The following is a 21,266-nucleotide window of genomic DNA, read 5'->3' on the forward strand; positions in this document are numbered from 1 at the left end:
ATTATTATATAAGTGAAAGTAAATTAAAAGCAAATAGAGCGGGTAAATGCGGGAAGATAAATAAACTTATAGTAATATGTTTACAAATATCATTTGTTTGATGTATATAGAATTTTAAAACTTATGAAGTAAAACCGGAAGCATGGCTACCCAAATTATGTGAGAGAGATTAACCAGTGAATATGCTGTAAGAGATATTAACAGACCGATATTTGCTGCCCTTAGTTCTTCATAATCCATGGTTCTTATTTTTTTGAAAATAAGATACAAAAGCACAGCGGGAAAAATTATTTTTATAATGATACTTATAAACGGGTCTTTTACTACATTAACCATAAATATATTCATTTCTTTGAAAAGGCCTGTCCTTAATAGAGCCAGCGTAAAAATAATATCTGTTACATTAAGAAAATACAATATAGTTAATTTCTTTCGTATATTTTCTAAATTATATTCCTTTATAAAATCTATCATAAAACACCTCCATGACTGAAGTATTGACACTTGTTTTTAATTTAATCAATTATTTTAAAAATTTGTTCGGATGTTTAAATGTCGAATTATGAACTTTTTTGTATTATTACACATAAAATAATACAGTTAATTACTTATGAAAGAACGGGGGTGTTTTATTCTGGCAGAAAGTTCAAAAATAATAACATTTTATTTCAATAGGGGCATTAAAAATTTTATTTATCCTGCTTATTTTAAAATTGATAAAATCAAAAAAAAGAAAAAGGAAATATTGGATTCTTCCACCATACCTAAATTTATAAACCGCCTGGATAAGCCTTATATTTATCATGCCATACCGGTAAAAAAGCAATTCAAAAGCAAGACAGGCAGCAAAAAAATAATAAGAGAGTACCTTTATTTTATAAATATAACCGAATTTGATCATCAGATTCTTCCGGAAGGGTTTCCTAAAACACCCGTTATCGGCTGCACAAGCCTGATAAAAGAATCAAAGACCGGAAAAATAAGATATGCAAAAATGTTTCCGGGAGGAACTTTTGAAGTATTAAGAAATTCACCGGTTAGCATAAGGTGGGGAAAAAGTTATTCAAATATCATAAAAATGTATTTGCCCGGCTTTAATAAAACTGAAATACCTGAAGGAAAAAAATATGAAAGAAAAATAGATAGATGCAAAAATAATTTAATACCGGCAATTTATTGGTATCACGCAAAAGATACAGAAGGTAAAAATAAGGTATATAACGGACCGTTAGGTTTCTATCTTATAAAAGCAAATAAAAATCAGCTTTATAACATAAGGCATGTGGATTTTCCCGCAGATAAATATATATATCCGCTTATTATACAGGATTGTTCGTTTTATACTGACGGTTCTTTTGTTTTACCGGACCGGGATGAAAAGTTTTTCGGAGATGCTATTATAGTTAACGGAAAAGTATGGCCAAATCTGAATGTGGAACGCAGGCAGTACAGGTTTTATATTTTAAATGCATCACATTCTAGGGTTTACAATTTAAAGTTATCTAACGGTATGGATTTTATTTTAGTAGGAAGAGAAAAAGGACTATTAGCCTCACCCGTAAAATCTAAAGAAATCTTGTTGGCACCGGGTGAAAGAGCCGATGTACTTATAGACTTTTCAAGAATACCGACAGGGACAAAGATTTTAATGATAAACGATGCAAAAATCCCATATCCCAACGGGGATTTGCCTGATCCCAAAACTACGGGTCAAATATTAAGGTTTACTGTTCCTGAAAATGAAATATTATCTATTGCCCCTATGAAATTACCGGAAAAATTTCTGTGATAATATCAGTGCAAATTCCGCATCCAAGCCATATTCTGACATTCATATATGTTGTGTAAAGTCCGGTAACCGTATTGTGATTCCATAATGGTAAATAAATGTGTATAAATAATATTTTTGAAATAAATGGACATACTAAAATCAACCGAAAAAAGGAGGGTGATAAAAGCGAGATTAAAAAATATATTGCCGCCTACCGGGCAGAGAGTTTTTCTTCGCACCGATCCTTTATGCAATATGGATATAAGAAGCAAAACCATAAGAAATCTTAAGATTTATAAGAATTGTGACATTGACGAAATTACGGAACGGATCAGAGATTTAAATCTGGAATGGGACACGGAGAGGATTATAGAAGCCAATGCAGCAATATTAACCGTTCTTTTTTCGTATCTGGGCATCAAGACCGGCAGAAGCTGGTTTAATCTGACTGCAGCTGTAGGCATATGTTTGCTTGTTCATTCCTTGCAGGGGTGGTGCCCGATACTTCCGTTTTTAAGAAAAAAGGGCATCAGAACGGAAAATGAAATTAATAATGAAAAAATTGCTTTAAAGATATTGCGTAAGGATTTTGAAAAGGATTATACGACGGTGGAAGAACTGCTTGGTATGGTGGAAAAGCAATGATAGCTTTTATACATGCTGTGATTTTGGCATTATAAAATGCTATAACTAAAATAATGCCGTAAATCACAGCATGTATTTTTTATTTAATTTTTGTGTATAAACCAAAGCGCTTGTATTCTTATTCTGAAAAATTTAATTACTTAAAATTTTTAAAGCTCCGAGTTAAGTTTCCTGTCTTTTTCCAAAACTTCCTCGGTCATTTTTAGTTTCATAGCTTTAAGTTTAACTTCCAAATCTTTGTCATAAACTGCCAGTATCTGAACGGCAAGCAAGGCTGCGTTTTCAGCTCCGTCAATGGCAACGGTTGCAACCGGAATTCCTTTCGGCATTTGTACTGTTGATAAAAGGGCATCAAGGCCGTCTAAGGTAGATGATTTCATCGGTATTCCTATAACCGGCAGAGTGGTATGGGCAGCTATAACGCCTGCAAGGTGGGCAGCCTTACCGGCAGCGCATATTATCACTCCGAATCCCTTATCTATGGCAGATGAGGCAAAATCACATGCCTGCTTTGGAGTCCTGTGAGCGCTCATTATATGAACTTCCGTTTCGACTCCGAATTCCTTTAAAGTATTAATGGCGCTTTTTACAACTGGTAAATCGGAATCGCTTCCCATTAAAACTGCTACTTTCTTTTTCATAATAACCTCCCCAATGCAAAAGATAAACATAAATGATAATGTTAAAATTATCTTATTATAATCATATTGTCAAATTAATTTTATTTATAAATTTCTTTTAAAATAGGGTTGACTTTGACGTTACGTAAAGGTTTATCATTGACCTGTCAGGAGGTGAGAGGATGGAATATACGGTACAAAAACTGGCAAAGCTTGCCGGAATCAGCACCCGGGCCATAAGGTATTATGATGAAATCGGGCTATTAAAGCCTGCCAGAATTAATTCATCCGGCTATCGTATCTATGGCAGCAAAGAAGTCGACCGTTTGCAGCAAATTCTTTTTTTCAGGGAACTGGAATTTCCCATTGAAAAAATAAAGGAAATTATTGATTCGCCTGATTATGATGAAATTAAAGCTCTATTACAACACAGAGAGCAGCTTCTGATTAAAAGAAATCAATTGGATATGTTAATTCAAAATGTTGAAAAAACAATAAAGCATAAAGAAAGGGGAGTTTATATGACAGACAAGGAAAAATTTGAAGGTTTCAAAGAGGACCTTATAATAGAAAATGAGAAGAAGTACGGAAAAGAAATCAGGGAAAAATACGGCGATGATGCAGTGGATGCAAGCAATGAAAAAATGATGAATATGACAAAAGAACAGTATCAGGAATTTAAAAAATTAAATCAGATGATACTTGATACGTTGGAAGAAGCCATGGAAACCGGGGACCCGGCAGGAGAACTGGCCCAGAAAGCTTGTGAAATGCACAAAAAGTGGCTGTCCTTTACCTGGGACAAATATTCACCCGAAGCCCATGCGGGTTTAGCCCAGATGTATGTGGATGACGAACGTTTTTCCGAGTATTATGATAAAAGGAAACCGGGCATGGCTAAATTTTTAAGAGATGCCATATTTATATATACCGGCATGGATATGTAATGGCAGGACTGTTAAATAAATTCTGGTAATAAATTACCTGTATTCTTAATTAAGCGGAATATAGGCATATGGAACTTTTTATAAAAAACTTTCGGGGTTTTTGTCGATTGCTTTTTAATACGTAAATCTCTGAATTTACTTGTCAGATAACCTGTTTTATCTTATGGTTGAAAATATTAACAGAATATAATATAATAAAACCCGATAATTAAAATTATAAAAAATTTATAAACTAATTATTTATAAAAACTAAAATGGTTTTATTAGGTGAGTACTATGAACTTAAATATAAACAAGTTAACTGAAGGAGATAAGCGAAGAAAAATATATATAGTTTTGACACAGACAAAGACCTATCCTGCCAGAGCCATACGTTTATATACCAATGAGCCCTATGCCCATGCTTCAATTGCTTTTGACGAAAACCTGGACGAGATGTACAGCTTTGCGAGGAGAGGATTATATAATCCTTTTAATGCAGGTTTTATAAGGGAATATATAGACAGAGGCGTATTCGGACGTTTCAGGTCAACTACCTGCAGCATATTTCAGCTTCGCATAACCGAGGATCAATATAAAAGGTTACGGGAAGAAATCGAAATTTTTAACAAAAATAAGGATTCCTACTCATATAATTATCTGGGGCTTATTGGGGCTGCCTTTAATATACCGGTACGTTCAAAAAACAGATATTTTTGTTCGCAGTTTGTAGCCTATATACTTGAAAAAAGTGGGATACATATTTTTGATAAGAACTATGCTCTGATTAAGCCAAGAGATATAAGAATTAATCCTCATCTGGAGATAATATATCAGGGCAAATTATCGGAATATCGTATTTACAGAAAAAATTTTCAAACTGCGTTGGAAATATAAACGAGCTTTCAACCAGTTAATTAATTTAATATATAAGTAATAGAAGATAACAGTTATAAATAAGCCGGAGAAATATGATTTTCTCCGGCTTATTATTTATCTATATTAACCTTATCTTTTATTATTTCCTGCCAATCTGCTGAATAACTTTATTATTTCATTAAAAACAAGCGGTATCAAAGCAAATAAAATCACTAAGCCCCAATCTCCCAGGGTCAAACTCTGTACCTTAAACGGTTTTGCAAGAAAAGGAACCGATATTATTATAAATTGAAGCAGAAGACCTGCGCAAATTGAACCTATAAGGTATTTATTTTTAAAGAGACCCACCTGAAAAATAGATTTTGTGCTGCTTCTCATGGCCAGTGAGTAGAAGAGCTGGGATGCGGCAAGAACTACAAATGCCATAGTTCTTGCATGGGTAAGGGCATTTTGGTAGTCGGCATTTTCGTAATCTGAAATTACAGATCCGATAGGATAGTTGCTTTTTGACATACCGTAGAAAAATACAGTAAGGGTAAGCAGGCCTATAAGAAGGCCGCCGATAACCGCCCTTATTCCTGCGCCTTTTGCAAAGAAACTTTCTTTAGGGTCTCTGGGTTTTTGCTTCATTACGTCATGATCGCCGGGATCAACACCCAGGGATATGGCTGGCAAAGAATCGGTAATAAGGTTGATCCATAAAAGGTGGGTTGCAAGCAAAGGTACGGGCCATTTTAAAAGGATCGATAAGAATATGGATATTACTTCGCCCAGATTGCAGGATAGAAGATAAATAACGGCCTTTTTGATATTGTTATAGATATTTCTTCCTTCTTCAATTGCATGGACAATTGTTGTGAAATTATCGTCCGTAAGTATCATGTCGCTGGCCCCTTTGGCTACGTCCGTACCGGTAATACCCATGGCAACACCGATATCTGCATATTTTAGAGATGGGGCATCATTTACCCCGTCACCGGTCATTGATACTATATTGCCCTGAGCCTTAAAGGCTCTTACTATTTTGACCTTATGTTCCGGGGAAACCCTGGCAAATACCCTATATTTATTAATGTTATTAGCAAACTCCTCGTCGGACATCTCGTCGATTTCCGCACCGGTTATGCTTTGCTCGATACTTTCGGCAATATCCAGTTCTTTTGCTATGGCAACGGCTGTATTTTTATGGTCACCGGTTATCATAATCGGAATAATACCTGCGTTTTTAGCCTCACGGATAGAGTCTTTTACCTCAAGCCTGGGAGGATCTATCATACCTACCATACCGATTAAAATCAGATCTTTTTCCATTTCTTCGGGTTTAATTATACTTTGGGTATTCTTAAATGCCGCGCCAAGGACCCGCAGGGCGGAATCGGACATTTCTTCGGCAACTTTAAGAAATTCCCTCTTTATATCATCTGTAAGAGGAACGATTTTACCGTCAGCAAGAACGTGGCTGCATATTTTAAGCAGATTATCAATGGCACCTTTGGTATTGACCCTGTAACCGTTTCCTTCAATATTTAAGGTAGACATCAGCTTCCGGTCGGAATCAAAGGGGAATTCTGAAACCCTTTTGTGTTCTTTGTTTAAGTCCTCTTTTTTAATATTATATTTGTATCCGAGAACAACCAGGGCAACTTCGGTCGGGTCACCGGTTCCTTGACCGTTATCGAAAGTAGCATCGGAGCAGAGGACCAGGGTTTTAATTAATTCATTTGTCGCTTCTGATGCCGACAAATTATTTGATGTCGGGGGAACATCCGAAAGAAGGCCGTAAGTATAATGTTTGGTTACGGTCATTTTATTTTGGGTAAGAGTACCGGTTTTATCGGAACAGACTATATTGACAGAACCCAGTGTTTCAACGGCCGGAAGTTTTTTTACTATGGCATTGATCTTAGACATTCTTGTAACTCCAAGGGCCAGTACGATAGCAACTATGGCAGCAAGGCCTTCCGGTATGGCTGCCACAGCAAGGCTTATGGCTGTAAGGAACATTTCCATAATGTCTCTTTTTTGAATTAGGGCGATAATAAATATCAAAACACAAATACCTATTGCCATAAAGCCTAAAATTCGGCCCAGTTCATCCAGTCTTTTTTGCAAGGGAGTCATATCACTTGAATCGTCATCGAGTATCTTTGCTATTTTACCGATTTCGGTATCCATAGCGGTTGCAACGACCACCCCTTCTCCCCGGCCGTAAGTTACCAGGGTGGACATAAAAGCCATGTTGCTTCTGTCACCTATAGGGGTTTTGGGATCGGTTATATTTGCATTGGCATCTTTGTTACTAGGGACCGATTCTCCCGTAAGTGCTGATTCTTCAATCTGAAGATTGGCGCTTTCTGTGAGCCTAATGTCTGCAGGAATAAACCTTCCTGCATCAAGTATAATTATATCGCCGGGTACCACTTCTTCTGAATTAATTTCAATAACTTCACCGTTACGGCGCACCAGGGATTTCGGGGTTGACATTTTTTGCAGGGCTTCAACGGCCTTTTCTGCCTTATATTCCTGAACAACGCCTATGACAGCATTTAATATTACCACGAGAAGTATTATAACTGCGTCGGAATATTCACCGATAAAAAAGGTTATTGCGGCTGCACCAAGAAGTACATAAATAAGCATATCATTTAACTGGGACAAAAAAAGGCTAAGTATGCTCTTTTGGGGCTTGCCTTTTAATTTATTCATCCCATACTGATTAAGTCTTTTAGCTGCCTCTTCGTTTGACAGGCCAAAATCGGGATTAACATTAAATTCCTTAAAAACTTCGTCCTGTGATTTCAAAAACCACATCATAAATACACCTCTTTTTAACTTGCTTTTCATTATATTGCCTTAAAATAAGAGACATTATTCTTTACATCCGTCAAACTCCCCTTTAGAATTGATTTGACGGATTCTATTATATCAGAGTAAAATAGCTGAAACATTAAAATTTAATAAGAAATATATATGAAATACTTGCAAAATTACCTAATAAAATAGAGAATATAATTGATGTTATAAAGGATGAAGCATATGAAAATTCTTTTTTGGGAGGATTCTAAAGATATGTTGGATCTTTTCGGCACGTTTTTTGAAAATAACGGGGCAAATGAAAAAACAGCAGGCATTTTATCAGCCCTTGCCTTAACTTTTGTTCTTATTCTGGTTTGCGTAATTATCCATATAATTATGAAAAAAGTAGTACTAAGAATGGTCGCAAAAATTATAAGAAGCAATAAATTAAGCTGGGATGATGCCCTTTTGGACCATAAGCTTTTGCACAGGGCGGTACTTATTATACCGGGAATTATTTTCTACAGTGTGGCATCCGTTTATGAAAATCCCGGTCTTATTGAGATAATACGCCGTATTTCTTCCATATATGTTATGATAATTCTAGTTTTTGTGATCAGTTCTTTATTGGATACAATCGATGAAATTTACAATTCAAAACCGGTTTCAAAAGTAAGGCCTATAAAAGGTTTTTTGCAGATAGTAAAAATAGTTTCCTATATTATAATTACAATTTTAATAATCGCAACCTTAATAGGGCAAAGCCCGGTGATACTGCTAAGCAGCATAGGTGCTTTGGCTGCTGTATTTTCATTTGTATTTAAAGATTCGATCCTTGGCTTTATAGCAGGTATTCAGCTTACTTCCAATGACATGTTACGAATAGGGGACTGGATAGAAATGCCCAAATATGGGGCAGACGGAAATGTAATTGAAATCACTTTAAATACGGTAAAAGTTCAAAATTTTGATAAGACCATAGTTACTATACCGGCTTATTCGCTGATTTCCGATTCTTTTAAAAACTGGAGAGGAATGCAGCAATTTGGGGGAAGAAGAATAAAAAGATGTTTTTATATAGATGTAAACAGTATTTGCTTTTGCACTCCTGAAATGATAGAGAAATTTAAAAAAGTACATCATCTTAGAAAGTATATAGAAGAGAAAGAAAAAGAAATTGAGCAATATAATAAGGATAATAACATAGATACCAGCCTGGTTATTAACGGGCGCAGGATGACCAACATCGGGACCTTTAGGGCATATCTTAATAATTATATATATAATCATCCGGGAATTGATAAAGACAAAACCCTGATAGTAAGGCTGTTAGCTCCGGATGAACACGGAATTCCTATGGAAATATACGCATTTACAAAGGATACTATCTGGGAAAACTATGAGAAAGTCCAGTCAGACATATTTGACCATATATTTGCGGTAGCGGGAGAGTTCGGGCTTAAAATATTCCAGAGTCCGTCCGGTAATGATATAAGGAATTTAAATTTAAATAAAAATTAGAAAAATGAATTTGTTAGTAGTTTTAAAATTTACTAAGAAAATATCTATAGGATAAACCATAGACGAAAAAGACAGAAGCAGGAATTATTTAAATTCCTGCTTCTGCCGTTTGTCTCAATATTCAGTTGTCCGGTATAACCATGACAGTTACACCTCTGTTTGTAATTCTGAGACTGAAATTACAAACCTTCAAAATCTATATCCAGATACGGATCAGCTCCTGTACTCCAGTCTACACCTGTTGTGTTTAAGCTTTTCTCCGTATCTGTTAATTATTATGTTTCATATAAAATAAATTATACATAAGAATAAAAATTTTTTTCGAAAACGATTAAGCAAAATTTTGAAAAAAATACTTGCAATATTTTCAGAAAAGGTTTAAGATATAGATAAATAAAAAAGGATAAAACAAACAGATAGCCATAAAAATTGGAATATAGTTTCAAGATATAGTCTAATAAATTGGTCAAATTATAAAAAATTAATATCAAATAAGTAATTTAATTATTTAATATGTTTAAAAATAATTCTTAGAAAACGTTTAAGTTAATAAGCAGTGAAGTAAATATGGGAGCGAAGATGGTTTCTCTAAAAGATATATCGGTTAAATGTGGCGTATCAATTGCTACGGTAAGTAAAGCTTTGAATAATCATAACGATATTTCTGAAGCCACGAAAGAAAAGATATTAAAAGTAGCAAAAGAGATGGGGTATTATCCCAATTCTTTTGCCAGAGCATTAAAGACCAATCGTACATATAATTTGGGAGTTCTTTTTGTAGATGAGGCTCAAAGCGGATTAACCCACGAATATTTTGCAAATGTCCTTGACAGTTTCAAAGTTGAAGCTGAAAGCCACGGGTATGACATTACCTTTATTAATAAACATATGGGACTTAAAAAAATGTCATACTATGAGCACAGCAAATACAGAGGGGTTGACGGTGTAGTAATTGCATGTATTGACTTTAATGATCCTGATGTTTTGGAATTAATAAACGGTGATTTGCCTGTTGTTACTATAGACCATGTTTTCGACAACAGAACCGCTATTATTTCCGACAACGTAAAGGGCATGAGGGATTTAATTACATACATTTATAAAATGGGTCACAGAAAAATTGCCTTTATTCACGGTGCCGATTCTTCCGTTACACGAAATCGTGTGGGAAGTTTTTATAAAACACTCAACGAATTAAATATTAAAATACCTGACGATTATGTAAAAAGTGGGATATATCACGATGCCGAAACCACATATAGTCTAACAAAAGAACTGTTAGCCTTGAAAGACAGGCCAACCTGCATAATTTTTCCCGATGACTTTTCCTGCATCGGAGGAATAAATGCCATAAAGGATATGGGATTATCGATACCTGATGATATTTCAATAGCCGGTTATGACGGAGTATTGCTGTCACAGGTTTTGAATCCAAGGCTTACCACTTTAAAACAGGATACGGTTGCATTGGGGAAAAATGCGGCAATAAAACTTATTGAAGCGATAGAAAACCCAAAAGCCAGTATTATTGAAAGAGTTGTGGTTGAGGGACAACTGATACCGGGAGAGTCGGTAAAAAAATTAAATTAGAGTTCTACCGTCATTTTATGGTGTAAATCATATGTAAATCGATGAAGGGGAGTTTATACATATAGGTTATGCGAGCATAAAATGGCAGGTATCTTATATTTTTCCTCCTACCAAATCCGCTGCTTTCACATACAGGGGAGAGTATGGCAGAAAGCGGCGGATACTTTGCCCCGTTTAATATGAAATATTTAACAGGGCAAAAAATCAGGTAATTGTATTGAAAATATAGTGTTTGAGCGTCATTAGAATGCTTGAACACTATATTTTTTTGTTATTTAAAAATTAATTTAATAATAATCAGGCAGATATGCATTAAATTGTGTAAGCAATGCAATTACTATAATATGGATTTTATTAATCTTGCAGCAGCCAATAAATTACGGTTTGTTATTTTTTTGTCATATATGATTAAATAAGCGTGCTTTATCAACTTAATATACAGCAAAATGACGAATAAAATTGATTTAAGTAACAATAAATCATTGAATTAAATTACCGAATGTTATATAATTAGAAGGACGTTGATTTTTGCCAAATGAATGTAGCGAGGTGAGATAATGGCAAAAGAAACCGTAAAGGCTGTACGTGATGCTGAAGCGGCTGCAGAGAAAATGGAAAAGGAAGCATTAAAAAAGAAAGAAGAAATAATATCGGAAGCCTATAAAAAGGCTGAAGAATTATCCGATTCCATGATACAGGAAGCCCTGAAAAAAGCAGAAGCCGATATAGAGAAAGCATTACGAAAAAGCAGTTTAATATTGGAGGAAGCAAAAAAGGAAGCTGAAAAAGAGGCTCAGCTTCTGGTTGAAATGGCGAAAACCAAGGAAGAAGCTGCAATCGACCTGGTTATCTCCAATGTCGTTTAGCTAAAATTAAAGACTATTATTAAAGGCAAAGGAGGTGGATTGAAATGGCATTGCAGAAGATGCAGCGGATTTATATTTATGCCCTAAAAAAGGACAAAGACAGAATACTGGAATTGCTGCAGCGCCGGGGAATTATAGAAGTAAGAAATATGCTTAAAGAAGACAAAATCTTCCGTAGAGAAGATATCGGTCATGCAAAAGAAAGTTCTGAAAAGAATGTTGCTGCTGTATCTCAGGCGCTGGAAATACTTAATTCTTATGTAAAGGAAAATAAATCCTTATTGTCTTCTTTGAAAGGGAGAAAGGAACTACCAGAAGAAGTATATGCTTCTTTTGGTGAAAAACTTGAATCCGTTGTGGAGATTGCAAAGCGTATAATTACGCTTTCTAAAAAAATAGCGGAAGAAAAAGCTGAGTTAATAAGGCTGCAAAACCAGATAGAAATTTTAAAACCTTGGGTCAATCTGGATATTCCGCTAAATTTTAAAGGCACTAAGCATACCGCCGGTTTTATAGGAACCCTGCCAAAGGAATGGACATTGGAAGAAATTTATGAGAAACTGGCAGCCTATATGCCGCTTGATGTTGAGATCATAAGTGCCACAAAAGAACAGACTTGCATATTTGTGCTTTGCACCAATACTTTTAAAGATAATGTTTTTGAAACATTAAGGGCAATGGATTTTATTCTCCCGTCTATTTCTTTAGACAAGGCTCCTGCCGAGCAGTTAAAAGATTTTGAAAAACAGGCTGAAGAAATAAAGGGAAGAATAAATACTTACTTGGAGGAGATGAAGTCCTACGATAAAAGTCGGGAGGATTTGTATTTCCTTTTGGATTATGAAACCATAAGGATAGAAAAATATGATGTTATAGGTAATCTTCTTCAATCCAAAAATGTATTTATAATTACCGGTTTTATACCGGAGAAAGATGCAAAGCATATCGAAGAAGAATTAACTTCAAAATTTGATCTGGCGGTGGAAGTAACCGAACCCAAAAATAAAGATCAGGTACCGGTTCTTTATAAGAATAACGGTTTTTGCGAACCTTTGGAAGGGATAGTTAATTCGTTTAGCCCTCCCGGCAAAGGTGAGATAGACCCTACTATGGTGATGTCTTTATTCTATTATATGTTGTTTGGGCTGATGCTTTCTGACGCCGGATACGGTTTTTTAATGGCGGTAGGATGTGCTTTTGCTCTTTATAAATTCAGAAACACCATGGAACGCCCCATGAAAAATACTTTGAAGATGTACCTTTATTGCGGTATTTCCACGATATTCTGGGGTATAATGTTCGGCAGCTATTTTGGTGATATTTTCGATGTTGTCGGAACTACGTTTTTTGGTGTTGAAAAGGTTCCTGTAATACCGCCTTTGTGGTTTTTCCCTGTAGAAAAACCTATGTTAATGCTTACGTTCTGCATGGCTGTCGGCATTTTGCATTTGCTGATAGGACTTGCTATGAAAGGTTACCAGGCAATTAAGCATAAGGACTACAAAAGTTTAGTTTATGATGCTGTTTTTTGGATTACACTTCTAATAAGCTGTGTCCTTTTGTTATTGTCTATGGAAATGATTAAAAATATATTAGGCATTAATATTGAACTCCCTGCTTATGCGGTAAAAGCAGCAGGTATTCTGGCAATAATTTCTGCAGCAGGTATTATTCTTACCAACGGCAGAGAGTCAAAAAATCCGTTTAAACGTATCTTAAAAGGATTATATGCTCTTTATGGAATTTCAGGTTATCTGAGCGATGTTTTGTCCTATTCAAGACTACTGGCCTTAGGATTGGCCACAGGTGTTATCGGATCGGTTATTAATAAGATGGCTGCTATGACAGCAGGCGGAATTTTCGGTCCTGTTATATTCACGGTTATTGTAATAATAGGACATGCTTTAAATATAGGAATAAACGCTCTGGGAGCATATGTCCACACCAATCGTCTCCAGTATGTGGAGTTTTTCGGTAAGTTTTATGAGGGCGGAGGTACATTATTCAAGCCCTTTGGAATGCATACAAAATATTATAAGATAAAGGAATAAAATTAAACTGTTAAAGGAGAGTGCAAAATATGAAATTATTGAATGAATATGGTATAGCATTTGCTTTATTGGGAGCCGTACTTGCAGCATTAGTACCTGGAATAGCATCAGCTAAGGCTGTAAGTATGGGAGGTGTAGCAGGAGCAGGCGTAATAACAGAAGATCCTGCACAATTCGGTAAAGTTCTTATATTACAGTTACTTCCCGGTACACAGGGAATTTACGGATTACTTATTGCTTTCATTACCTTGTCACAGATAGGTGTTCTTGGCGGAAGCAGTGATATTTCATTTGTTAAAGGTTTGCTTTATTTTGCTGCATGTCTTCCTATTGTTATAGTAGGATATTCCTCAGCTATAAAACAGGCTAAAGCTGCAGTTGCAAGTATTAATGTTGTCGCAAAAAGACCTGATCAATTCGGTAAAGCTATGATTTTCCCTGCAATGGTTGAGACCTATGCGATCTTGGCTCTGCTTATATCCATATTGGCAGTAAACGGTGTAAGCGGATTAAATATTTAAAGTTGGGAGAGTTAAATAATGACCGGATTTGAAAAAATAATCAAGGCAATAGAGGGGGAAGCTAAGTTAAAAGCTGATCAAATTATTTCAGAAGCAAAAGAAGAAGCGGAAAAAATAATTGCTTCGGCCAAAGAAGAAGCTGAAAAAAAATGCTCCGAAATTGCCGAAAAACCAGCATACGAAGTCAAAGCCATTCTTGACAGAGCCAATTCAGGGGCTGCACTCATAAAAAGGCAGACGATTTTGAATGCGAAGCAACAGGCGATAAACGATGTCATAGAAAAAGCCAAACTTAAACTAACCGGTCTTCCGGATAAAGATTATTTTGATATAATAATTAAATTAGTAAAAAAGCATGCCCATAATCAGGCCGGAACAATAAAATTTTCAGGGAAAGATTTAAAAAGGCTGCCTGAAAATTTTGATAAAATCTTGAATGAGGCTGTTAAAGAAATTGAAAATGCTTCCCTTTCGATATCAAAGGAAAGTGCCCCTATTGACAGCGGTTTTATCCTTGTATATGGGGATATAGAAGAAAACTGTTCCTTTGAAGCATTATTTGGATATGCTAAAGAAGAACTACAGGATAAAGTAAATACGTTTTTATTCGGATAAAGGGACCGGAAGGAAGGTGATAGTTTGACCGGCTTAAAATTAAAAAATAAAAGCAAAAATGAAATGACAGATAATCTTTATTTATATGCTGTAGCACGGATTCGTTCCAGGGAATTGTCCTTGCTAAATAAAGCCGATATTGACCAGCTGATGAATTGCAAAAGCGAAAAAGACGCATTGCAATTTTTGAAAGATAAAGGCTGGGGCAGGGATGGAGCTGAAACTGCCGAGGAAGTACTTATGGCAGAAAGAGAAAAAACCTGGGATCTGCTTCGCGAACTGGTAGACGATATGTCTGTCTTTAATGTATTTTTGTGTGTTAATGATTTTCATAATGTAAAAGCCGCTATAAAGCAGGCTTACAAGGGTACGAAAATCCCTAATATGTATTATACAGATTGTACCCTTGATCCCGAGACAGTAAAAAAAGCAATAATTGAACAGGATTTTTCTCTTCTTCCCGAACACATGAGGGAAGCTGCAAAAGAAGCTTATGAGATACAGCTTCATACCGGCGACAGTCAGCTTTGTGATATTATTATTGATAAAGCTGCTTTAGAAACTCTTTATGCCGAAGGAAATGCCTCAGGAAATGAACTGATAGAGCAATATGTTGAATTAAAAGTTGCTCAGGCTGATATAAATATAGCGATTCGAAGCGTAAAAACGGGTAAAGACAAAGATTTTTTGCGTAGGGCTCTAGTTCCCTGCAAGAGTCTTGATATAGAAAAGCTGATTGAAAGTGCAGCTATGGGCATGGAAGCTATATATGATTATTTGAATAAAACAGTTTATTCCGATGCAGTACCGGCTTTAAAAGAATCGGCTCAGGCCTTTGAGCGCTGGTGCGACAATCGGATAATAGAATATATCAGACCTCAGAAATATAATCCCTTTACCCTGTCGCCTATTGCCGCATATCTTTTGGCAAGGGAGAATGAAATAAAAACGGTTCGAATTCTGCTATCCGGTAAAAGAAACGATATAGCGGATAATGTAATCCGGGAAAGATTGAGGGATATGTATGTATAAAGTAGCAGTTATGGGAGACCGTGACAGCATATATGGTTTTGCGGCAATCGGTCTGGATACTTATCCCGTTTCGAAAACCGACGAAGCGGCAAAACTGTTAAAAGAACTGGCTGATTCGCAATATGCAGTGATATTTATTACTGAAAGCCTTCAGTCAGTGTTGGAGTCTGAGATTAATAAATATAATTCCGAACGCCTGCCTGCCATAATTCCTATACCGGGTGTATCCGGAAATACAGGAATGGGATTGAGAAATGTCAAAAAATCGGTGGAGCGGGCGGTTGGCTCCGATATAATCTTTAATAATAACTAAAATACAGAAAAATAAGAAAATTGATATTAAAGCAGGTGAAAAATATGAGTAAAGGCACCGTAAAAAAAGTAGCCGGACCTCTGGTAGTTGCGGAAGGAATGCACAACGCCAATATGTTTGACGTAGTCCGTGTAGGCGAACAGAGATTAATCGGCGAAATCATAGAAATCCACGGTGATCTGGCTTCCATTCAGGTATATGAGGAAACATCTGGACTTGGTCCCGGAGCCCCCGTGGAATCAACCGGTGAACCCTTAAGCGTGGAATTGGGACCGGGGCTTATAAGCAGTATTTTTGACGGAATTCAACGTCCCCTGGTAGATATTATGGAAGCTATCGGTACCAATCTTCAGCGTGGTATTGAAATTCCTGCCCTGAACAGGGAGAAAAAGTGGCATTTTGTTCCATGCATTGACGAAGGGGCAGAAGTTGAGGCAGGGGATATCATCGGTACCGTAAAAGAAACGGATTTAGTTGTCCATAAAATAATGGTTCCTTATGGGCTTAAGGGAAAAATTAAGTCCATAAAAGAAGGAGATTATACTGTTCTTGATACTATAGCTGTTTTGGAAACAGAAGCAAAAGAGAAAAAGAATATTACACTGATGCAGAAATGGCCTGTTAGAAGAGGAAGACCTTATAAACAGAAACTTTCTCCCGATAAGCCCCTGGTTACAGGACAAAGGGTTATAGATACCCTGTTTCCGATTGCCAAAGGCGGTGTAGCGGCTGTTCCGGGTCCTTTCGGAAGCGGAAAAACCGTAGTACAGCACCAGCTGGCAAAATGGGCTGATGCGGATATAGTAGTATATATAGGATGCGGAGAACGCGGAAATGAGATGACAGACGTATTAAATGAATTTCCGGAGCTTAAAGACCCCAAGACCGGAAAGTCATTGATGGAAAGAACGGTTTTGATAGCCAATACGTCGGATATGCCTGTTGCGGCCCGTGAAGCATCCATTTATGTAGGTATTACGATAGCCGAATACTTCCGTGATATGGGATATTCGGTTGCCTTGATGGCGGATTCCACATCCCGTTGGGCTGAAGCCTTAAGAGAAATGTCGGGCCGACTTGAAGAAATGCCCGGTGAAGAAGGTTATCCCGCATACCTTGCCAGCCGTTTGGCACAGTTCTACGAAAGAGCCGGAAGAGTTATATCTCTCGGAAAAGAAGGAAGGGAAGGGGCCCTGTCCGTTATTGGTGCGGTATCTCCTCCCGGTGGTGACCTGTCCGAGCCGGTAACTCAGGCTACTTTGCGTATTGTTAAGGTATTCTGGGGACTTGATTCTAACCTGGCTTACAGAAGACATTTCCCGGCCATTAACTGGCTTACCAGTTACTCCCTCTATGATCTTGGCAAATGGTTCAATGCCAATGTTAACGGCAAGTGGACAGAAAATAAAGGACGCTTGATGAAACTGTTAAATGACGAGGCGGAACTGGAAGAGATAGTAAAACTTGTAGGTATGGATGCCTTATCGGCACCGGACCGGCTAAAACTTGAAGCAGCCAGGTCAATTCGTGAAGACTTCCTTCACCAGGATGCTTTCCATGAAGACGATACCTATACAAGCCTTGAAAAGCAATTTTTGCTTATGGATCTGGTCTTAAAGTTTTATGATATTTCATCTGAAAATCTTAATAAGATTTCAATAGATGATTTGGTCAAACTGCCCGTGAGGGAAAGAATCGGCCGTTTCAAATACGTAAAGAAAGACATGATAAAGAAAGAATACGAGAATATATTGGAGCAGTTAAACAAAGAAATTAAAGAACTTGTACAGAGGGAGGGAGCCTAATGCCAAAAGAATATAGATCAATTCGAGAGGTAGCGGGTCCTCTCATGCTGGTACAGGGTGTAGAAAATGTGGCATATGATGAGCTGGGTGAAATTGAGCTGGAAAACGGCGAAATCAGGCGCTGCAAGGTTCTTGAAATAGACGGCGGCAACGCTTTGGTTCAGCTTTTTGAAAGCTCAACGGGTATAAATCCGGCAACAAGCAAAGTTCGCTTTTTAGGCCGCAGCATGGAGCTGGGTGTTTCCGAAGATATGCTTAGCCGTGTATTTGACGGACTGGGTCGCCCCATAGACGGAGGTCCAGAAATACTTCCTGAAATGAGACTTGATATAAACGGTCGTCCTATTAATCCTGCAGCAAGAAATTATCCGCAGGAGTTTATTCAGACAGGAGTATCCGCCATAGACGGGTTAAATACTCTGGTTAGAGGACAAAAGCTTCCTATATTTTCTGCCAGCGGTCTTCCTCATGCTCAGTTAGCAGCGCAAATAGCCCGTCAGGCAAAGGTTAGGGGTACATCCGAGCCCTTTGCGGTTGTATTTGCGGCTATGGGTATTACATTCGAAGAAGCTAATTTCTTTATAGAATCATTCAGGGAAACGGGAGCTATTGACAGGGCTGTTATGTTTATAAATCTTGCCAATGACCCTGCCATTGAGCGTATAGCAACACCCCGTATGGCCCTGACGGCAGCCGAGTATCTGGCTTATGAAAAAGATATGCATGTACTTGTAATTCTTACAGATATTACAAACTATGCGGACTCATTGAGAGAAGTTTCCGCGGCAAGAAAAGAAGTACCAGGCCGTCGCGGATATCCCGGATATATGTATACAGACTTGGCTTCATTATATGAAAGAGCGGGAAGAAAGAAAGGAAAACCGGGAAGCATTACTATGATACCTATTCTTACTATGCCCGAAGATGACAAGACTCATCCTATACCTGACCTTACCGGATATATTACGGAAGGACAAATTATCTTAAGCCGTGAGCTTTATCGTCAGGGTATAGAACCGCCTATAGACGTTCTTCCGTCCCTGTCCCGTCTTAAAGATAAAGGTATCGGTGAAGGAAAAACCAGAAAAGATCATGCCAATACCATGAACCAGATTTTTGCGGCTTATGCAAGAGGTAAGGAAGCAAAAGAACTTATGGTTGTTCTTGGTGAAGCGGCTCTTACCGAAATAGATCTTTTGTATGCCGAGTTTGCCGATGCTTTTGAAAGAGAATATGTATCCCAGGGATATAATACTAACCGTGAAATTGAAGATACATTAAATCTGGGCTGGAAGTTATTACAGAAGCTGCCCAGAGCAGAACTTAAGAGAATTAAGGATGAGCTGCTTGACGAATTCTACGGTAAGTTTTAAGGAGGGAGGATTTTATGGCTAATATTCAGGTAAATCCTACCCGTATGGAACTGACCAAGTTAAAGAAAAAATTAACTACAGCCATCCGTGGCCATAAGCTGCTTAAGGATAAGCGGGACGAGCTTATGCGTCAGTTTCTCGATTTGGTTAGGGAAAATAAAGCATTACGGGAAAAAGTAGAAGCGGGCATCCATTCAGCCAATAAAAATTTCGTACTCGCAAGATCGGTAATGGATGACGAAGTATTAAACGTATCCTTAATGGCACCCAGGCAGGAAGTATTTCTGGAATGCCATACCAAAAATGTCATGAGTGTTAATATCCCGCAGTTTGAATATAGAACCAAAACTCCCGATGAAAACGATATATATCCTTACGGATATGCGTTTACATCCAGCGATTTGGACGGGGCCGTTAAAAGCCTTCAGGATATTTTGCCGGATATGTTAAAGTTGGCTGAAGTTGAAAAAGCCTGCCAGCTTTTGGCGGCCGAAATCGAAAAGACAAGAAGAAGGGTAAATGCCCTTGAACATGTTATGATCCCGCAGATGCAACAAAAAATAAAATATATAGTAATGAAGCTGGATGAGAACGAGCGAAGCACTCAGGTAAGGCTTATGAAAGTTAAAGATATGATGCTTGAAAAAGCTCATCATTACAGTGATTAAATTTTCTGAGTAAAATTGCAGATATGTGGCTTATAAAACTGCAGTATGAAATTATAATTAATTCTACTGCAGTTTTTTTGTATATTATAAATATTTTTAAAAGTACAATGAGCTTTTTTATAATGCCTTATAATGCCTTCCAAATTTGATAAATCTGTGATAATATTATTAGGCATGATACTTACCTCCCGGTGTTTTTAACATGCACCGGGCGGCCTTTTTAGTCTTAGACTAAATTAGCAGATTGTGATTTATATGTATCATATAGCCCAATATATACTATAAAGCCTTAATTTTAAAGGAAACAAACCGGACGGGATGTTTATGTAATAGTAAATATTTACATAAATGAATATTTTGGCATGGATATGTAAAATTTGAAATAAAAACTATGAAGTTTAACTATATAAATTATTTATAATATGTTATAATCCGCATATAGTATGTCGGTGTAATTTAAATTATGCTTGTTACCTGTAGTTTTACCCAAAGGAGGGCTTACATAAATGGCTGTTAAATGCAATTGTCCGGGGTGCAATGATAAATTATGCCTTCATAAGGTACCTATATTTTCATCCCTAGACCATGATGAACTTGTAAAAATAAGACCCATGATACATCATCGTGAGTACAAAAAAGGAGATACCATTATTTTTGAAGGGGATATTATAGACAGTATTGTTATTATAAACGAAGGCAGCGTTAAAGCTTATAAAAATACTTCTGACGGACGGGAACAGATACTTTATGTGTTTTCTGAAGGGGATTTTTTTGGAGAGCAAAATTTATTCGGCAATCAGGTATCTACATACTCTGTAGAAGCCCTTGAAAAGGTAAAAACATGTAATCTGTCAAGGGAAATGTTTCAGAAACTTTTATATACATATCCGGAGATATCGGTAAAAATAATAGATGAATTGGGAAACCGTATATCAAGACTGGAGAATGCCCTAAGTATCGGCGTACGAAATGTAGACAATCGAATAGGTTGGATTCTTTTAGAGTTTGCCGATAAATACGGTACCGCTGATGAAGCAGGAATAATAATTCATTTGCCGTTTAGCCGTGAAGGAATAGCAAACTACCTGGGTATAGCCAGGGAAACCTTAAGCAGAAAGTTTAGCCAGCTTGAAAATGAAGGCCTTATTAAATCCCTTAACAATAAAGAAATCCTGATACCTGACCTAGGCAAAATAGCCGAAATAGCAGGAAACAGTTAATAAGTAAAAACTTTATGGGCATATTATTTAACCTTTCTTTTTTTAGGCTCTTTG

19 protein-coding genes are annotated in these 21,266 nt (G+C 37.0%); 16 read left to right on the forward strand and 3 right to left on the reverse strand.

Annotated elements, in window-relative coordinates; all coding sequences use genetic code 11:
• Nucleotides 1–114: 114 nt before the first annotated feature.
• Nucleotides 115–474, reverse strand: coding sequence for a DUF5658 family protein (locus HHT355_RS04855; protein ID WP_103202306.1), 360 nt, complete (start codon nt 472–474; stop codon nt 115–117).
• 136 nt (nt 475–610) lie between these two features.
• On the opposite strand from HHT355_RS04855, the gene HHT355_RS04860 reads away from it, so the two are divergent.
• Both HHT355_RS04860 and HHT355_RS04865 read left to right on the forward strand, forming a co-directional pair.
• Nucleotides 611–1,789 carry a hypothetical protein gene (locus tag HHT355_RS04860; protein WP_103202307.1) on the forward strand — a complete coding sequence of 393 codons (1,179 nt, stop codon included), beginning with the start codon at nt 611–613 and terminating at the stop codon, nt 1,787–1,789.
• Nucleotides 1,790–1,948: 159 nt separating this feature from the next.
• On the forward strand, nt 1,949–2,416 hold the full coding sequence (locus tag HHT355_RS04865) for a YgaP family membrane protein (RefSeq protein ID WP_158245893.1): 468 nt from the start codon (nt 1,949–1,951) through the stop codon (nt 2,414–2,416).
• 149 nt (nt 2,417–2,565) lie between these two features.
• Here the strand turns inward: HHT355_RS04865 and purE are convergent, their stop codons facing one another.
• Nucleotides 2,566–3,057, reverse strand: a complete 492-nt coding sequence (gene purE / locus HHT355_RS04870) for a 5-(carboxyamino)imidazole ribonucleotide mutase (RefSeq protein WP_103202309.1) — start codon at nt 3,055–3,057, stop codon at nt 2,566–2,568.
• A 161-nt stretch (nt 3,058–3,218) separates the two neighbouring features.
• On the opposite strand from purE, the gene HHT355_RS04875 reads away from it, so the two are divergent.
• Both HHT355_RS04875 and HHT355_RS04880 read left to right on the forward strand, forming a co-directional pair.
• The gene (locus HHT355_RS04875) at nt 3,219–3,983 is read left to right on the forward strand and encodes a MerR family transcriptional regulator (protein ID WP_103202310.1); all 765 of its coding nucleotides are present in this window, start codon (nt 3,219–3,221) and stop codon (nt 3,981–3,983) included.
• Between the two features lie 276 nt (nt 3,984–4,259).
• On the forward strand, nt 4,260–4,859 hold the full coding sequence (locus tag HHT355_RS04880; RefSeq protein ID WP_103202311.1) for a hypothetical protein: 600 nt from the start codon (nt 4,260–4,262) through the stop codon (nt 4,857–4,859).
• Nucleotides 4,860–4,970: 111 nt separating this feature from the next.
• On the opposite strand, the gene HHT355_RS04885 is transcribed toward HHT355_RS04880, so the two are convergent.
• Nucleotides 4,971–7,655 carry a cation-translocating P-type ATPase gene (locus HHT355_RS04885; protein ID WP_330403367.1) on the reverse strand — a complete coding sequence of 895 codons (2,685 nt, stop codon included), beginning with the start codon at nt 7,653–7,655 and terminating at the stop codon, nt 4,971–4,973.
• A gap of 222 nt (nt 7,656–7,877) precedes the next feature.
• On the opposite strand from HHT355_RS04885, the gene HHT355_RS04890 reads away from it, so the two are divergent.
• From HHT355_RS04890 to HHT355_RS04950, 12 genes are all read left to right on the forward strand, one after another.
• Complete coding sequence (locus HHT355_RS04890; RefSeq protein ID WP_242967550.1) at nt 7,878–9,158, forward strand: mechanosensitive ion channel family protein; 1,281 nt, start codon at nt 7,878–7,880, stop codon at nt 9,156–9,158.
• Between the two features lie 579 nt (nt 9,159–9,737).
• On the forward strand, nt 9,738–10,748 hold the full coding sequence (locus HHT355_RS04895) for a LacI family DNA-binding transcriptional regulator (protein WP_103202312.1): 1,011 nt from the start codon (nt 9,738–9,740) through the stop codon (nt 10,746–10,748).
• 557 nt (nt 10,749–11,305) lie between these two features.
• Nucleotides 11,306–11,614 (forward strand): hypothetical protein, encoded by a 309-nt coding sequence (locus HHT355_RS04900; RefSeq protein ID WP_103202313.1) that lies wholly within the window; start codon nt 11,306–11,308, stop codon nt 11,612–11,614.
• A 44-nt stretch (nt 11,615–11,658) separates the two neighbouring features.
• Nucleotides 11,659–13,665, forward strand: coding sequence for a V-type ATP synthase subunit I (locus HHT355_RS04905; RefSeq protein WP_103202314.1), 2,007 nt, complete (start codon nt 11,659–11,661; stop codon nt 13,663–13,665).
• A 38-nt stretch (nt 13,666–13,703) separates the two neighbouring features.
• A complete protein-coding gene (locus HHT355_RS04910; RefSeq protein WP_199179160.1) occupies nt 13,704–14,186 on the forward strand; it encodes a V-type ATP synthase subunit K in 483 nt (160 codons plus the stop codon).
• 18 nt (nt 14,187–14,204) lie between these two features.
• Nucleotides 14,205–14,801 (forward strand): V-type ATP synthase subunit E, encoded by a 597-nt coding sequence (locus HHT355_RS04915; protein WP_103202316.1) that lies wholly within the window; start codon nt 14,205–14,207, stop codon nt 14,799–14,801.
• Between the two features lie 63 nt (nt 14,802–14,864).
• On the forward strand, nt 14,865–15,833 hold the full coding sequence (locus HHT355_RS04920; RefSeq protein ID WP_103202325.1) for a V-type ATPase subunit: 969 nt from the start codon (nt 14,865–14,867) through the stop codon (nt 15,831–15,833).
• Nucleotides 15,826–16,146, forward strand: coding sequence for a V-type ATP synthase subunit F (locus HHT355_RS04925; RefSeq protein WP_103202317.1), 321 nt, complete (start codon nt 15,826–15,828; stop codon nt 16,144–16,146). The genes HHT355_RS04920 and HHT355_RS04925 overlap by 8 nt, the downstream gene beginning before the upstream one ends.
• Before the next feature lie 44 nt (nt 16,147–16,190).
• Nucleotides 16,191–17,951 carry a V-type ATP synthase subunit A gene (locus HHT355_RS04930; RefSeq protein ID WP_103202318.1) on the forward strand — a complete coding sequence of 587 codons (1,761 nt, stop codon included), beginning with the start codon at nt 16,191–16,193 and terminating at the stop codon, nt 17,949–17,951.
• A complete protein-coding gene (locus HHT355_RS04935; RefSeq protein WP_103202319.1) occupies nt 17,951–19,324 on the forward strand; it encodes a V-type ATP synthase subunit B in 1,374 nt (457 codons plus the stop codon). Before HHT355_RS04930 ends, HHT355_RS04935 begins: the two co-directional genes overlap by 1 nt.
• 14 nt (nt 19,325–19,338) lie before the next feature.
• Nucleotides 19,339–19,992, forward strand: a complete 654-nt coding sequence (locus tag HHT355_RS04940; RefSeq protein WP_103202320.1) for a V-type ATP synthase subunit D — start codon at nt 19,339–19,341, stop codon at nt 19,990–19,992.
• Nucleotides 19,993–20,498: 506 nt separating this feature from the next.
• On the forward strand, nt 20,499–21,212 hold the full coding sequence (locus HHT355_RS04950) for a Crp/Fnr family transcriptional regulator (RefSeq protein WP_103202322.1): 714 nt from the start codon (nt 20,499–20,501) through the stop codon (nt 21,210–21,212).
• Nucleotides 21,213–21,266 lie beyond the last annotated feature (54 nt).

It is taken from the genome of Herbinix hemicellulosilytica (assembly GCF_002904165.1).
Lineage (GTDB): Bacteria > Bacillota > Clostridia > Lachnospirales > Lachnospiraceae > Mobilitalea > Mobilitalea hemicellulosilytica.